15 protein-coding genes are annotated in these 14,322 nt (G+C 66.2%); 8 read left to right on the top strand and 7 right to left on the bottom strand.

From position 1 onward, the window contains the following. Nucleotides 1-15: 15 nt before the first annotated feature. Genes ABQE44_RS20245 through ABQE44_RS20225 form a run of 5 tightly spaced genes read left to right on the top strand, consistent with a single transcriptional unit; the run spans nt 16 to nt 5,126 of the window. On the top strand, nt 16-774 hold the full coding sequence (locus ABQE44_RS20245) for an SDR family NAD(P)-dependent oxidoreductase (protein ID WP_448431556.1): 759 nt from the start codon (nt 16-18) through the stop codon (nt 772-774). Beyond that, nucleotides 774-1,988 carry a CaiB/BaiF CoA transferase family protein gene (locus ABQE44_RS20240; RefSeq protein WP_448431554.1) on the top strand — a complete coding sequence of 405 codons (1,215 nt, stop codon included), beginning with the start codon at nt 774-776 and terminating at the stop codon, nt 1,986-1,988. The genes ABQE44_RS20245 and ABQE44_RS20240 overlap by 1 nt, the downstream gene beginning before the upstream one ends. After that, on the top strand, nt 1,985-2,788 hold the full coding sequence (locus tag ABQE44_RS20235) for an enoyl-CoA hydratase/isomerase family protein (RefSeq protein WP_448431552.1): 804 nt from the start codon (nt 1,985-1,987) through the stop codon (nt 2,786-2,788). The genes ABQE44_RS20240 and ABQE44_RS20235 overlap by 4 nt, the downstream gene beginning before the upstream one ends. Before the next feature lie 4 nt (nt 2,789-2,792). Next, nucleotides 2,793-3,938, top strand: a complete 1,146-nt coding sequence (locus ABQE44_RS20230) for a thiolase family protein (RefSeq protein ID WP_448431550.1) — start codon at nt 2,793-2,795, stop codon at nt 3,936-3,938. Between the two features lie 39 nt (nt 3,939-3,977). After that, nucleotides 3,978-5,126 carry an acyl-CoA dehydrogenase family protein gene (locus ABQE44_RS20225; protein WP_448431548.1) on the top strand — a complete coding sequence of 383 codons (1,149 nt, stop codon included), beginning with the start codon at nt 3,978-3,980 and terminating at the stop codon, nt 5,124-5,126. Between the two features lie 59 nt (nt 5,127-5,185). Here ABQE44_RS20225 and ABQE44_RS20220 read toward each other — a convergent pair whose 3' ends face one another. The 3 genes from ABQE44_RS20220 to ABQE44_RS20210 all read right to left on the bottom strand — a co-directional run bounded on the left by ABQE44_RS20220 (nt 5,186) and on the right by ABQE44_RS20210 (nt 7,653). After that, nucleotides 5,186-6,106: a TIGR03619 family F420-dependent LLM class oxidoreductase gene (locus ABQE44_RS20220; protein WP_448431546.1), complete on the bottom strand. Its 921-nt coding sequence runs from the start codon at nt 6,104-6,106 to the stop codon at nt 5,186-5,188. Nucleotides 6,107-6,123: 17 nt separating this feature from the next. After that, entirely contained in the window at nt 6,124-6,963 is an 840-nt protein-coding gene (locus tag ABQE44_RS20215; protein WP_448431544.1) for a mycofactocin-coupled SDR family oxidoreductase, read from the bottom strand. Nucleotides 6,964-7,047: 84 nt separating this feature from the next. After that, the gene (locus ABQE44_RS20210; RefSeq protein WP_448431542.1) at nt 7,048-7,653 is read right to left on the bottom strand and encodes a TetR/AcrR family transcriptional regulator; all 606 of its coding nucleotides are present in this window, start codon (nt 7,651-7,653) and stop codon (nt 7,048-7,050) included. 118 nt (nt 7,654-7,771) lie between these two features. Here ABQE44_RS20210 and ABQE44_RS20205 point away from each other — a divergent pair, with 118 nt between their 5' ends. The 3 genes from ABQE44_RS20205 (at nt 7,772) to ABQE44_RS20195 (ending at nt 10,275) form a co-directional block, all read left to right on the top strand. Next, complete coding sequence (locus ABQE44_RS20205; protein WP_448431540.1) at nt 7,772-9,055, top strand: cytochrome P450; 1,284 nt, start codon at nt 7,772-7,774, stop codon at nt 9,053-9,055. A gap of 105 nt (nt 9,056-9,160) precedes the next feature. Next, nucleotides 9,161-9,778, top strand: a complete 618-nt coding sequence (locus tag ABQE44_RS20200; protein ID WP_448431538.1) for a TetR/AcrR family transcriptional regulator — start codon at nt 9,161-9,163, stop codon at nt 9,776-9,778. Next, on the top strand, nt 9,775-10,275 hold the full coding sequence (locus ABQE44_RS20195; protein ID WP_448431536.1) for a hypothetical protein: 501 nt from the start codon (nt 9,775-9,777) through the stop codon (nt 10,273-10,275). The genes ABQE44_RS20200 and ABQE44_RS20195 overlap by 4 nt, the downstream gene beginning before the upstream one ends. A 31-nt stretch (nt 10,276-10,306) precedes the next feature. Here ABQE44_RS20195 and ABQE44_RS20190 read toward each other — a convergent pair whose 3' ends face one another. From ABQE44_RS20190 to ABQE44_RS20175, 4 genes are read right to left on the bottom strand one after another with little or no spacing between them, the layout of a single operon-like run. Beyond that, nucleotides 10,307-11,266: an NADPH:quinone oxidoreductase family protein gene (locus ABQE44_RS20190; RefSeq protein WP_448431632.1), complete on the bottom strand. Its 960-nt coding sequence runs from the start codon at nt 11,264-11,266 to the stop codon at nt 10,307-10,309. After that, nucleotides 11,266-12,294 carry a phosphotransferase family protein gene (locus ABQE44_RS20185; protein ID WP_448431534.1) on the bottom strand — a complete coding sequence of 343 codons (1,029 nt, stop codon included), beginning with the start codon at nt 12,292-12,294 and terminating at the stop codon, nt 11,266-11,268. Before ABQE44_RS20185 ends, ABQE44_RS20190 begins: the two co-directional genes overlap by 1 nt. Continuing rightward, nucleotides 12,291-13,604, bottom strand: coding sequence for an acyl-CoA dehydrogenase family protein (locus tag ABQE44_RS20180; protein ID WP_448431532.1), 1,314 nt, complete (start codon nt 13,602-13,604; stop codon nt 12,291-12,293). Before ABQE44_RS20180 ends, ABQE44_RS20185 begins: the two co-directional genes overlap by 4 nt. Nucleotides 13,605-13,640: 36 nt before the next feature. Next, nucleotides 13,641-14,297 (bottom strand): TetR/AcrR family transcriptional regulator, encoded by a 657-nt coding sequence (locus ABQE44_RS20175; RefSeq protein WP_448431530.1) that lies wholly within the window; start codon nt 14,295-14,297, stop codon nt 13,641-13,643. Nucleotides 14,298-14,322: the final 25 nt, after the last annotated feature.

Below are 14,322 nucleotides of genomic sequence, written 5' to 3'. Positions count from 1 at the left end.
AAGAGAGCGTTATTGATGCCAAGCTATTTCGATCTCACCGGGCGATCGGCACTAGTGACCGGTGCCGCAGGCGGAATCGGTGCAGCCGTCGCGACGGCACTCGCCGACGCGGGCGCGGCGGTGCTGGTCACCGACGTCGACAAGGATGCGGCAGCCGCGGTCGCGGAACGTATTTCGGCCGCCGGCGGCAGGGCAGAGTCGGCCGGCCTGGACGTCTCGGACCGGGAAGCCGCCGACGCGGCTGCGGCTCAGGCTGCGGCGCTGACCGGCGACGCGCTGCACATCGTCATCAACAACGCGGGTGTCACCCAACCGGCGATGTTCGCAAAGACCAGCCAGGAGTCGTTCCGGCTGCTCTTCGACATCCATGTGATGGGTGCCTTCAACGTGACCCAGGCGGCGCTGGCGCACATCCCGACCGACGGCAAGGGACGCATCGTCAACGTCACATCGGCTGCCGGTCTGACCGGCACCCTGGGCCAGGTCAACTATTCGGCGGCCAAGGCGGGCATCATCGGGTTCACCAAATCCCTTGCCCGCGAACTGGCCACGAAATCCATCACGGTGAACGCGCTGGCCCCGCTCGCGGCGACCTCGATGACCGAAACCATCCGCACCAACGAGAAGTTCGCGGCCAACATGATGAACCGCATCCCGATGAAGCGGTGGGCCGAACCCGCCGAGGTGGCCGGCGCTTTCGTGTTCATGGCGTCCGACGCGGCGTCCTACATCACCGGACAGGTGCTGCCGGTCGACGGCGGAATGGTGATGTAGTGACCTCCCAACCGCAGGCACCGCTGTCCGGCATCACGGTCGTGACGCTCGAACAGGCCGTATCGGCTCCGATGTGCACCAGGACGCTCGCCGACTTCGGCGCTCGCGTCATCAAGGTGGAGAACCCCAAGGGCGGTGACTTCGCGCGGCACTACGACGACGTGGTGAACGGCCTTGCCGCACACTTCGTCTGGTGCAACCGTAACAAGGAGTCGGTGACCGTCGACCTGAAAACCACTGAGGGCCTGGACATCCTGCATCGACTGCTCGACAACGCCGATGTGCTGGTATCCAATCTGGCCCCGGGCTCCACCGGGCGACTCGGCATCACCCCCGCAGAGATGGAAGCGCGCCATCCGAACGTCATCGCAGTGGAGATCGACGGATACGGCCCTGGCGGGCCGCTGTCGCACAAGCGGGCCTACGACCTGCTGATCCAAGCCGAATCCGGGACCTGTGCGGTCACCGGTCAGGCTGGCGCCCCGGCCAAACCCGGGCCGCCGGTCGCCGACGTCTCCACGGGACTGCATGCGGCGATGTCGATCATGGCCCTGCTGTATTCGCGGGATACCGGCCGACGAGCAGGCGGCGGCAACGTCGCGGTCAGCCTGTTCGACACCATGATGGACGTGATGGGCTACCAACTCACCTACACCCAGCACTCCGGTGTCGATCAGGTGCCGCTGGGCATGGGCTCGCCGGCGGTGGCGCCCTACGGGGCGTACACCACAGCCGACAATCAGACGGTGGTGCTGGGCACCACCAACGACCGCGAATGGCAGCGCTTTGCCCGGGAGATTCTGCAGCGCACCGATTTAGCCGACGATGAGCGCTTCGCGACCAACGCCGACCGGGTGGCCAACCGGGCGGTGCTCGACGAAGCCATCGCGGACTGGTGCGGGCAGCGCGACCTAGCCGACGTGCAGAAGATCGCAGACGCGGCAGGCATCGGCAACTCGCGCTACAACACCCCCAGCGAGGTGGTGGCGCATCCGCAGTTGAGCGCACGCAACCGGTGGCGCGACGTCGAAACACCGGCGGGCCCGATCCAGGCGCTGCTGCCGCCGGCCGTCGTCGCCGGATTCGAACAACCGATGGGCGCGGTCCCCGGGCTGGGCCAGCACACCGACGCCGTGCTCGCCGAACTGGGAATCGACGACGACGAGATCGCGGTGCTGCGCAAGCGCGGTGTGATCGGACCGGCCTACCGGTGACGTCGCGCGACGCCGAGCCCGTGCTGCGCTCGACCGACACCGACGGCGTTCGCACGTTGACGTTGAACAGGCCGGCGCGCAAGAACGCGATCAACCCGCAACTGTGGGAAGAGCTGGCCGATGCGCTGCGCGCGGCCGCACGCGACACGGACCTTCGGGCGTTGGTCATCACCGGGGCCGGAGGTGCCTTCTGTTCGGGTGCCGACATCTCCACCCCGGAAGACATCCACCCCAGACACAAGCTGCGCCGGCTCACCGAAGTCGCCCTCGCACTGCACGAACTGACCGTGCCGACCATCGCGAAGGTGACGGGGGTCGCCGTCGGCGCCGGCTGGAACCTGGCCCTGGGCTGCGACTTCGTGGTCGCCACGCCCGAGTCGACGTTCTGCCAGGTCTTCGCCAAACGGGGCCTGTCGGTCGACCTCGGCGGTTCGTGGCTGCTGCCCAAACTGGTCGGCCTGCAGCAGGCCAAACGGTTGGTGCTGCTTGCCGACACGATCGACGCCGAGGAGGCGCGGTCGTTGGGCCTGTTGACCTGGGTCAAGCCCGCCGAGGAGATCGACGCGTTTGTCGCCGACCTGGCGGGCCGGCTGGCCGCGGGACCGCCGGTCGCGCTGGCACAGAGCAAGGCGCTGCTCAACGACGGCGCCAATGTGACGCTGCGCGAGGCGTTGGCCAGCGAAGCCCGCGCGCAGCCGGGTAACTTCGCCACCGAAGATTCAACAGAGGCGTACGCGGCGTTCGCCGCCAAGCGGACGGCAACGTTCACCGGCCGGTGGGCAGTGCCAAGATCGGAGTGACAAAATGCGTGAGACCGTAATCGTCGAGGCGGTTCGCACCCCCGTCGGCAAGCGCAACGGCGGACTGTCGGAGATACACGCGGCGGACCTGTCCGCGATCGTGCTCAACGCGCTGGTGGAGCGCGCCGGTATCGACCCCGACATCATCGACGACGTGGTGTGGGGTTGCGTCTCGCAGGTGGGCGACCAGTCCAGCAACATCGGCCGCTACTCGGTGCTGGCCGCCGGATGGCCCGAGCGGATTCCGGGCACCACGGTCAACCGCGCCTGCGGGTCCAGCCAGCAGGCGCTGGACTTCGCGGTGCACGCGGTGATGTCGGGCCAGCAGGACGTGGTGGTCGCGGGCGGCGTCGAGGTGATGAGCCGGGTGCCGCTGGGCGCGGCGCGGGCCACGGGCACACCGTACGGACCGAAAGTCCTTGACCGCTATAAGGGTTTCGCCTTCAACCAGGGCATCTCAGCCGAGCTGATCGCGCAGAAGTGGGGGTTTTCGCGGACCCGCCTCGACGAGTATTCGGTGCGCTCACACGAACTGGCAGCCGCCGCACAGGACAACGGTGCGTTCGAGGCCCAGATCATGCCGGTGTTCACCGGAGGCGAGCCCGTGGTCGCCGACGAGGGGGTGCGGCGCGGCAGCACCGTCGAGAAGCTCGCCGGGCTCAAGCCGGCGTTTCAGGACGACGGCGTCATCCACGCGGGCAACTCGTCGCAGATCTCCGACGGCGCGGCGGCGCTGCTGGTGATGACCGCCGAGAACGCGATCACGCTGGGGCTGAGGCCTATAGCGCGCTACCGGGCCGGAGCGGTCACCGGCGCCGACCCGGTCCTGATGCTCACCGGCCCGATCCCGGCCACCGAGCAGGTGCTGCACAAGGCCGGCGTCGCTCTGCACGAGGTCGGCGTATTCGAGGTGAACGAGGCGTTCGCCCCCGTGCCGCTGGCCTGGCTCGCCGAGACCGGCGCTGACGAAGACAAGCTCAACCCGCTGGGCGGGGCGATCGCCCTCGGTCATCCGCTGGGCGCCTCGGGTGCGGTGTTGATGACCCGCATGCTCAACCACATGCGCGACAACGGGATTCGCTACGGGTTGCAGACCATGTGTGAAGGCGGCGGCACTGCCAACGCCACGTTGGTAGAACTCATCGCATAGCGATGTCGGCAGAACTCATCGCTGAGGAAGGACGCCCCCGTGCGTAGAGACCTGTTCACCGAGGACCACGAGGCATTCCGCGAACTTGCGCGCGACTTCGTCGAAAAGGAAGTGGTGCCGCACTATCCGGAGTGGGAGAAGGGCGGCCGGATGCCGCGCGAGGTCTTCAAACAGATGGGGGCGCTGGGCATGCTCGGGATGGCGATCCCTGAGGAGTACGGCGGCGGTGATGCCCCCGACTACCGCTACAACGTGGTGTTGCAGGAGGAGGCGGCCCGCGCGCTGGTCACCCTGTCGACGGTGCGCACCCAGTTGGAGGTGATCCTGCCGTACTTCTTGCACTACTCGAACGACGAGCAGCGCCGACGGTGGTTTCCCGGTCTGGCCTCCGGTGAGTTGCTGACGGCCGTCGCGATGACCGAACCGGGCACGGGGTCGGATCTTGCGGGGATGCGCACCTCCGCGGTGCGCGACGGCGACGACTGGATCCTCAACGGGGCCAAGACGTTCATCACCGGCGGCATGCAGGCTGACCTGGTGATCGTGGTGGCGCGGACCTCCACCGACCCCGACAACCGGCGCAAGGGCTTGACGCTGTTCGTCGTCGAGGACGGCATGGACGGGTTCACTCGCGGCCGCGAACTGGAGAAGATGGGCTGCAAGGTCCAAGACACCGCGGAGCTGTCGTTCGTCGACGTGCGGGTGCCTGCGGCCAACATGCTGGGAGAGCTGGACGAGGCGTTCAGCTACCTCGGCCACAACCTGCCCCAGGAGCGGCTGACGGTGGCCGTCGGATCGGTGTGTCAGGCGCGCTCGGCGATCGCCGCGGCCATCGAGTACACCAAGGACCGCAAGGCGTTCGGTACTCCCGTGGCCTCCTTTCAGAACACCAAGTTCGAGTTGGCTGCGTGCTCGACGGAGGTCGAAGCCGCCCAGGCCATGCTGGATCGTGCGGTGGCGCTGCACGTCGAAGGTGAACTGTCGGGCGCCGACGCCGCGCGGGTGAAGCTGTTCTGCACCGAGATGCAGGCCCGCGTGGTGGACCGGTGCCTGCAGCTGTTCGGCGGTTACGGCTACATGATGGAGTACCCGATCGCGCGGCTGTACACCGATGCGCGGGTCGCCCGCATCTACGCGGGCACCAGCGAGGTGATGAAGGTGATCATCGCCAAATCGCTTGGGTTGTAGGGTGTGCGATTCGGCGCGCTGATGGCCGCTCACGGGCCGTTTGCGCGCCGATATCGCCGTTACGGCAGTTGGGGTTTGACCTCTTCGATGATCCATTGCGCGTAGGCGAGGTACTCGTCGACGCCGCTGACGGGCGGCAACGGGACCGCGCTGACCGTCACCCCTTGTTCGGCGAGATAACCCATCCGGTCCACGATCTCCGCTGCGCTCATGCCGGGACGGGCGTTCGGGTCGTCCCGGGCCGTATGGCCCTCACCGACGCGGTTGGTGCCCAGCCCGTGGACCACGTCGAAGGGCCGGCCGTCGTAGCCGTCTTGGGATTTGAGGAAGTCGACCCGTTCGGCGATCTGCTCGGGCGGGGTCAAAAAAGACCACCAGCCCGACGCGTACTTCGCCGCGCGACGCATCGCCGCGTCGGCGTCACCGCCGATCCAGATCGGCAGGTGGGGTTTCTGAAGAGGTTTGGGTTCGAACGCAACACCGTCGAACGAAACGTAGCGGCCGGTGAAGCTCGGCGCATCGCTGGTCCACAGCTCGATGATCGCGGCGAGGTACTCGTCGGCGATGCGGCCGCGCTCGCGGAACGGCACACCCAACAACTCGAATTCGCGCTCGAGCCAACCGACCCCGAACGTCACCATCATCCTGCCGCTGCTCATCCAGTCCGCGGTGGCCAGCGCCTTGGCGAGCACGATCGGATGCTGCAACGGCAACACGGTGATACAGGAGTTGAGCTGGATACGCTCGGTCGCCCCGGCGAGATAGGCCTGAGCGACGGTGGACTGCAGATAGTGCGGCCCCGACAACGGCACGTGCTCGTCGGGGATCACGAAATGCTCTGGCACCGCGATCATGTCGTAGCCCCACTCGTCGGCGCACTTGGCCATCCGAGTCTGGTCGGCGCCGGTCACCGACGCTTCCCACGGCTGCATCATCGCCGGAAGCCGCAGCATGTGAGGCAGGTTGAAGACGAGCTTCACGGTCAGATCTCCCTGCGCTACTTGAGCATGCTGCCGGCGTCGACCGTGACGGGAAGACCGGTGATGTAGCGGGATTCGTCGGAAGCCAGGAACAACACCGCGTTGCTCACATCGCTGGGTTCGACCCAGCCGACGGGCAGCACGTGCATGAACTGCGCCGCGACGGCCAGATCGTCGACGCCGGGATTCTCCAGGTCGGGACGGAACAGCTTCATCGTTCCCTCGTTCATGAACAGCGGGGTGTTCACGTTGGTGGGGCAGACCGCGTTCACCCGGATCGAGTGCTGGCCGAGCTCGACGGCGAAGGTGCGCATCAGGCCGATGACGCCGTGCTTGGCGGCGATGTAGTGGCCGGTGTGCGGATACGGTTTCAGGCCGCCGACCGAGCTCGTCAAGATGATGGAGCCGCCGCGGCCACCGGAAAGAATGTGGGGGACAGCGGCTTTGACGCTCTTCCAGACACCGGAGAGGTTGACGTCGATCATGTCGCGCCAGTCGTCTTCGCTGGTCTTGTCGAGCGTTTGACCGCCGTTTCCGATCCCGGCGTTGGCGACGACGATGTCGAGCCGGCCCAGTTGCTCTGCGGCGCTGTCCACCACCGTCTTCAACGCATCGTAGTCGCGGACGTCGACCTCGGCGGTGACGATGCGGCGGTTCAGGTTCTTGACCAGATCGGCGGTCTTGGCGAGGTCATCGGGTGTGGCCGAGGGGATGTCGCTGTTGCTGCTGAGCTGCTTGCACACGTCGACGGCGATGATGTCGGCGCCTTCTTGGGCTAGGCGGATTGCGTGGCTACGGCCCTGCCCGCGCGCCGCTCCGGTGATGAACGCAACCTTGCCCTCGACGCGCCCGCTCATGTGCCCTCCTTGAGTCCGCTGTGTTGGTCGATCGATCAGGAGCCTGTCACCGGCCGGCCGCGGTTGTCAACCGATCGCTCACCGCTAGCCCCGACGTGTCGACTTGGTCGCGGGCAGGGTCGCCGCCAGAAAGTCGAGCTGGCGTTCCATGAACGCGCGCAGTTCGTCGTGACCCAGGTTGACCCCGACGGCACTCTCGTTGCACAGGCTGCGTGCGGTTTGCGCGATGAGCATGGAGACCGCGATGGGCGGGTAGTCGTCGAGGTCGACACCGCGTGCCCGTAGCGCGACCGCCACAGCCGCGGTCTCGATATCGCGCACCCGCTCGGCATAGGCTTTGAGTTCTTTGCGAATCGCTTTGCGGTGGTTGGCCATCGCCATGAACTCGGTGTTCAGTCCGGTCAGCCGAAGGTCGCTGTTCATCGACCACAGTGTGCGAAGCGGATCGGAGTCGGTGAGCGCGGCGCGCATCCGTTGCAGCGACGCCTCCGCGCCGGCGCGCAGGACTTCGACGTAGAGGTCGTCCATCGTCGGGAAGTAGTAGTAGACCAGCGCTTGTTTGACGCCGGCCCCGGCCGCGACGCGGCGCGACGTGGCGGCGGCGTAGCCCTCCTCGCGGATGATCTGGGCGGTGGCGTCGATCAGCCGTTGTCGGGTCCCGGTGTCGGCAGCCTTGGTCCTACTTGGCATTTCGCAAACCCCTGTCGATCGATTTGCTTGACCGCCCGTCATACCCCGTGGTACGCATAGCGCACTCTAACAGTTTGATCGATCGACCAAATACGGTGGGCGCCGAAAGGACCGGTCCGTGACAGATTTCGCATCCGTCGACTACTTCTCCGACCAGGCGATAAGTCAGGATCCCTACGACTACTGGGATTACCTGCGCGAGCAGGGTCCGGTGTTTCGGGAACCGAACTACGGTGTGGTCGCCGTAACGGGCTATCAGGAAGTGCTTGCGGCGTTCAAGGACCACGACTCCTTTTCGGCCGTCAACGCGATCGGCGGCCCGTTTCCGCCGTTACCGTTCGAACCGCACGGCGATGACATCACCGAGCAGATCGAGGCGCATCGCCATCTGTTCCCGATCCATGAGCATCTGGTCGTCATGGATCCACCTGCTCACACGCGTGCCCGGTCGTTGCTGACCAAGCTGCTCACGCCGAAGCGCCTGAAGGAGAACGAGGACTTCATGTGGCGGCTGGTCGACAGCCAGCTCGACCAGTTCATCGCGAACGGGCGATGCGAGTTCCTCGCTGAGTACGCGAAGCCGTTCGCCACCTCGGCGATCATCGACCTGCTCGGCGTGCCCGAGGAGGACCGGCCCGAGTTCCTTGCCGCGCTCGGCGTCGAGGAGCGCTACGGCAGCCGCGTGGGTGCGCTCGACGGCGCGCCGGTGGGGCGCGATCCCCTGCAGTATCTGGACGACAAGTTCGCCGGCTACCTCGCCGACCGTCGCCGCGAACCTCGCGACGACGTGCTGTCGGCCATGGCGACCACCGTCTACCCCGACGGGTCGACGCCGGAGCTGATCGAGGTGGTCAAACCGGCTACCTTCCTGTTTGCGGCCGGTCAGGAGACGGTCACCAAACTGCTCAGCGCGGCCGTGCAAACGCTGGGGGACCGGCCGGAGTACCAGCAGATCCTGCGGGAGGATCCCAAACGCATCCCGACGTTCATCGAAGAGGCGCTGCGGATGCACGCCCCGACGAAGGTCGACTTCCGCCTGGTCCGCAAGACCACCACGCTCGGCGATGTGCACCTTCCGGCGGGCACGATCGTCATGCTGTGCCTGGGTGCGGCCAACCGCGATCCCGGTAAATTCGACGACCCACACGAGTTTCGGCTGGACCGCAAGAACGTGCGCGAGCACCTCTCGTTCGGCCGCGGTATTCACTCCTGCGCCGGTGCGCCGCTGGCGCGCGTCGAGGGCCAGATCACGGTCCGTCGGCTCCTCGACCGCATGGACGACCTGCGCATCGACGAGACGTTCCACGGGCCTGCGGGCAGTCGGCGCTACGCCTACGACCCGACGTTTCTGCTGCGCGGCCTGACCGAGCTACACATCGAGTTCACCCCGAAGCGGGCCTGACCAGCGCTGTGACGGCCGTCCAAACCTTTTTCGGCTGAGACCCTTGTCACAACCGACAAACCTACCTACTGTGTGTTCACTAGGTTGGTTGACCGAAGGGTTTGCGTGACACCGGAGTCAGGCTCGAGGCCGTACGAGACGCTGCTCGCCAAGGGTGAGGACCGTCGGCACCGGATCCTTTCCGTGGCCGAGCGGCTGCTGGCGCGCAACGGCTGGCGCAACACCTCGCTGGCGCAGATCGCCAAGGAGGCGGGCGTCACGCCGGCCGGCCTACTGCACCACTTCGAGTCCAAGGAGCAGCTGCTCAACGCCGTGCTCGACGCGCGTGACGCCGACGACGCCATCCACGCCGACTACCGCTCGGGCGACCTCGTCAGCGAACTCAGCCGCGTGCCGGAGCGGTTCGAGCGGGCCCCCGAACTCATCGGCACCTTCACGGTGCTGCTGGTGGAGAACATCGCTCCCGATGCGCCGCTGCACGACCGTTTGCACAAGCGCTACCACGACGCGATCGCCATCATCACCGAGATCATCACGCGCGGTCAGCGCGACGGGATCTACCGCACAGACTTCGAAGCGGCCAACAAGGCCGTGGAAATTCTCGCCTTCATCAACGGAATGGAGATCTCATGGCTGCTCGATCGGTCAATACCGCTGAGCGAGGTATTCAAGGAGTACGCGGAGTCGTTGGCCCGCGATCTCGCACCCAGGGGCACGAAATGAGGTACCGGCTCGACGTCGTCGCCCCGACGGTGCTCGACGCGGTGAAGTTCGCCGGAGGCTGGGTCTATGACCGGGTGATGGCCGGTTGGGATGTCACTGTCCTGATCGCCAAGCCCGGCGACGTCCGACCGCTCGAGATTCTCGGCGCCGAGACACTCGATCTGGAATCGGTGCTCAATGCTTGGGAAGACCGGCCCCATCCGCAGACCGTCGCCGTCGCAGCAGATCTCTTCGACCGTGACCCGCGGGTGCTGGCCCATGTCCGTAACGCGCTCGACCAGAGCGCTACCGAAGTGACCGTGTGGGGCGAGCGCCTGCCCGCCGAACTCGACAGTAGCGTCGACTCTGTGCAGCACCGGTTGAGCGCGGCGGCAAGGGCTTTCAAGGCCAAGGCGCTGTCGGCGGCCGACGAGGCGGGCGCCGCCGTCGGCCATACCGAGATCTTTCGCAGCGGGATGATGGCCTCCGTTGCGGCGGACCTGATCCCAGCCAGCTGACGCTATTTCTCTGCTCTGCGGATGGTGGGGCCTACCTGAAATCGATGAGCACCTTGCCGATGGCGCGGCCGTCGGCGACATGGCGCAACGCCTGCACGGTTTGCGCCAACGGGTAGACGGCGCCGATGTGGGGGCGGACGCGTCCGCTGAGCAGATGCTCGCGCAGTTCGGTTTCGTTTCGGTCGAATTCGTCGGCAGGCACGTCTTGGAAGTGAAACCCGAGCACGTGTACGCCCTTGACCAACACCAGGTTCAGCGGGATCCGCGGGATGACGCCCGAGGCGTACCCGACGGTGACGAACCGGCCGCCGCGGCGCAGCGACCGCAGGGCCGGTTCGGCGAGCGCACCGCCGACCGGGTCCACGACGGCGTGTGCTCCGTCGGGCACGCCGCTGCGCAACGCATCGCGAAGCCCCGCTGCGCGGTGGTTGACGACATTGGTTGCGCCGTAAGCGCGGGCTGCTGCGAGCTTCTCGTCTGAGGAGGCCACCGCGGTGACCGAGGCGCCGAGAAGCACACCGAGTTGTACCGCGGCCAGCCCGACGCCGCCGCCTGCGCCGAGGACGACGACGTTGTCGCCCGACTGCACCCGCGCCATTGACCGCAACGTGTGGTACGCGGTGCGGTACGCCACCCCGAATGCGGCTGCGGTGCGGTCATCGATGCCATCGGGGGTAGGGGACACGTTGGTGGCGGGCACGACGACCTCTTCGGCGAACGCACCGTACATGCCTGTGCCGGTGACCCTGTCGCCGACGCGGACACCGTCTGCGCCGGTGTCGACGACGACGCCGGCGAACTCGCTGCCGGGGACGAACGGCGGGGGCACGCTGATCTGATATTCGTTGGCGATCAACAGCACATCGGGGTAGTTGACCGCCGCGGCGGTGACGCGGACCTTGACCTGGCCGGGATCCACCGAAGGTGTCGGCCGCTCTTCGATGCGGACGACTTCAGGTGCCCCATAGCCGGGGCAGACGGCGGCCCGCATCACCGGTAATCGGTGGATTCGGCGAGATCGGCCGCCGAGCGCATCAATTCAATGATGATCGGCCCGTAGGCAAGCAGCTTCTCGTCGTCGCCGGCACGCTGGAAACCCTGCTCCAACACGATGGCCAGCTTCCATTTCGCCAGCACCAGGTAGTAGTCGAGGTCGTCGACCTGGCGACCGGAGAGCTTCGCGTAGTGCTCGACAACCTCTGTACGAGAAGGCATGTGGCGCATGTCGACGTAGCTCATCTCGGAAGTTGACGGCGCGTCGGTGTTCTCCGGCCAGCTCTGCACCATCCACGCCAGATCCAGTTTCGGATCACCGACGGTGCCCATCTCCCAGTCCACAATCGCGGCCAGTTGCGCAGGTGCGCCGTGGCGGTACATCACGTTGGCGAACTGGTAATCGCCGTGCATCAGACCCGGCACGTAATCCAGCGGCCGATGCCTGCGCAGCCATTCGGTAGCGACCTCGATCCCGTCGATCTCCCGGCCCTTGATCCGCTCGAAAAAGGCTGTCCACCGGTCGACTTGGCGTTCGTGAAAGCCGTCCGGACGCCCCAGGTCGGTCAACCCCTTGGCCTTCCAGTCGACCTTGGACAGCAGCGCGATACCTTCGGCGAGCTGATAGGCCAGACCAGCGCGCGCCTGCGGGTCGCTGTCGAACGGCTCCGGCCAGCGCCGGTCGGCCAACTCCATCGGAGACCAGCCGTCGACGTAGCCCATCAAGTAGAACGGCCGGCCCAACACCGCGGCGTCGGTGCACACCCCGACCGCCTTGGTGTGCGGCACCTCCGTGCCGTCGAGCGCCTCGATGATCCGCCACTCGCGCAGGATGCCCTTGTCGCGGTCCGGCGGAGCGCTAGGCGGGGGCATGCGAAGCACGCAGCGTTCGTCGCCGCGGCGAATCTCGTAGATCACGTTCTGGGTGCCGCCGGAGAGCAGGCGGGTCTGCAGCGGTTCACCCTTGCCGGGCAGTGCCGCGCCATCCAGCCAATCCGCAAGCCGCGCAATGTCAATATCGCTCACAGGTTACCCACCTCATTCTCTATGGTGGCCTCCAGGTATCTGGCGTACTTCGCCCGTGCGGCTTCGCGCTTGCGCGGCGTCCACTCCGACGGCCACATGTCATCGGTGGGCTGATAGTCACGCAGTACCTGCTTGGCCACGGTGGCCTTGTGCACCTCGGTGGGTCCGTCGGCCAGCCCCATGACGGCGGCGCCGGTGACCATGCCCATGAACGGCATCTCGTTGGTGACGCCGAGCGCACCGTGCACTTGCATTGCCCGCCAGGCGATGTCATGCAGTACCGAAGGCATCACGACCTTGACCGCGGCGATGTCCTTGCGAACCTTCTTGTAGTCGTTGTACTTGTCGATCTCCCACGCGGTGTAGAGGACCATCAGCCGGAACTGCAGCAGCTGGGCGTAGGAGTCGGCGATATAGCCCTGCACGAACTGCTTGTCCGAAAGGCGGCTGCCCTGGGTCTCACGGCTCAGCGCGCGCTCACACATCATGTCGAGCGCCTTACGGGCCAGCCCGATGGTCCGCATCGCGTGGTGGATACGGCCACCGCCCAACCGCGTCTGCGCAATGACGAAGGCCTGGCCCTCGCCGCCGAGCAGCGCATCGGCGGGCACCCGCACGTTGTCGTAGTGGATGAGCGCGTGGGACCCCTCGCCCTCGGGTTCGCCGTAGAGACCGACGTTACGGACGATGTTGACGCCGGGGGTGTCGGTCGGCACGAGGAACATCGACATGCCCTGGTAGGCGCTGACGTCGGGGTTCGTCACCACCATGACGATCAGGAACGACGCGGTCTTGGCGTTGGAGGAGAAGAACTTCTGACCGTTGATGACCCAGTCGTCACCGTCTCGTACGGCACTGGTCTTGAACAGGGTCGGATCTGCGCCGGCGTGCGGTTCGGTCATCGAATAGCAGGAGAACAGTTCGCCGTCGAGCAGCGGACGCAGGTAGCGCTGTTTCTGCGCCTCTGTGCCGTAGTGCGCGAGGATCTCGGCATTGCCGGTGTCGGGTGCCTGACAGCCGAAGATAATCGGCGCCCACTGTGAACGACCGAGAATCTCGTTCAACAGCGCGAGCTTGAGCTGCCCGTAACCCTGTCCGCCGAGTTCACCGCCGAGGTGGGTGGCCCACAGCCCGCGTCGGCGCACCTCGTCCTTGAGCGGCTCGATCACCTTGCGCCGGTTGGCATCCAACGGCATGTACTGCTGATCGGGAAAGACCAGGTCCAGCGGCTCGACCTCCTCGCGGACGAACTCATCCGCCCAATCCAGCACCTTCTGGTATTCGGGATCGGTCTCGAAATCCCATGCCATGGCGGTCTCCCTTCGATTTCCGGTGAACGACTTTCGTCATCGGTTGGCTGTGGTGTTGAACCCCGTGACCAGCGCGGCGATATCGCTGGTGACGATGTCGGCGAACGACGCGTCACCGAAAGTGCCTCCGGCCCAGTGCCGAACCCCTTCGCTGACATGCATTCTGGCGAGGTGTGACAGGTGGGCGACGTCGATGCCCGCGGCGATCTTTCCGTCTTGTTGTGCCTTGGTGAACAACTCGCCGAACATGTCGGCGTCGCTGTCGTCTGTGCGCTGCCCGGTCAGGATGCGGTGTTGTTGGCGGTAGCCCTCCAGGATCGTTTCGACGATCAACTCGCGCGGGTTGCGCGCCATCGAGCGTTCCAGGCTGCGCAGCGCCTCACCGATCACCGACTCGACGTCGTAGTCGGTGCGCAGCAGCGACCGCACGGTCTGCTGCGCGGCCCGGGTGGACAGCAGGCCGACCTCGAAGAGGATGTCCTCCTTGGCCGGGAAGTAGAAGTAGAACAGCGCCCTGGACACGCCGGCGGCTCGACAGATGTCGGCCACCGTGGTCTTCGCATAACCGTTGGTGCGCCACAGCGCCATCGCGGCCTGCACCAGCGCTCGCTTGGTCTCGTGGGACCGGGCGCGCTGAAACGACGCCCGACGTTGACTACCGTCAGCATCGGTAGGGGGCGCAGTTTTCGGCACAGCGGCAGTGTAGCCGCTGGTTTCG

The organism is Mycolicibacterium sp. XJ2546 (assembly GCF_053483195.1).
Note: the sequence above shows the minus strand (reverse complement) of the source record. Positions and strands in the feature narration are given on the sequence as shown.

Bases quoted from the DNA above. Each gene is read 5' to 3' on its own strand.
- ABQE44_RS20180 (WP_448431532.1), bottom strand. From the start codon at position 13,604: ATGGCATGGGATTTCGAGACCGATCCCGAATACCAGAAGGTGCTGGAT.
- ABQE44_RS20190 (WP_448431632.1), bottom strand. From the start codon at position 11,266: ATGCGGGCCGCCGTCTGCCCCGGCTATGGGGCACCTGAAGTCGTCCGC.
- ABQE44_RS20245 (WP_448431556.1), top strand. From the start codon at position 16: ATGCCAAGCTATTTCGATCTCACCGGGCGATCGGCACTAGTGACCGGT.
- ABQE44_RS20230 (WP_448431550.1), top strand. From the start codon at position 2,793: ATGCGTGAGACCGTAATCGTCGAGGCGGTTCGCACCCCCGTCGGCAAG.
- ABQE44_RS20210 (WP_448431542.1), bottom strand. From the start codon at position 7,653: ATGCCAAGTAGGACCAAGGCTGCCGACACCGGGACCCGACAACGGCTG.
- ABQE44_RS20215 (WP_448431544.1), bottom strand. From the start codon at position 6,963: ATGAGCGGGCGCGTCGAGGGCAAGGTTGCGTTCATCACCGGAGCGGCG.
- ABQE44_RS20195 (WP_448431536.1), top strand. From the start codon at position 9,775: ATGAGGTACCGGCTCGACGTCGTCGCCCCGACGGTGCTCGACGCGGTG.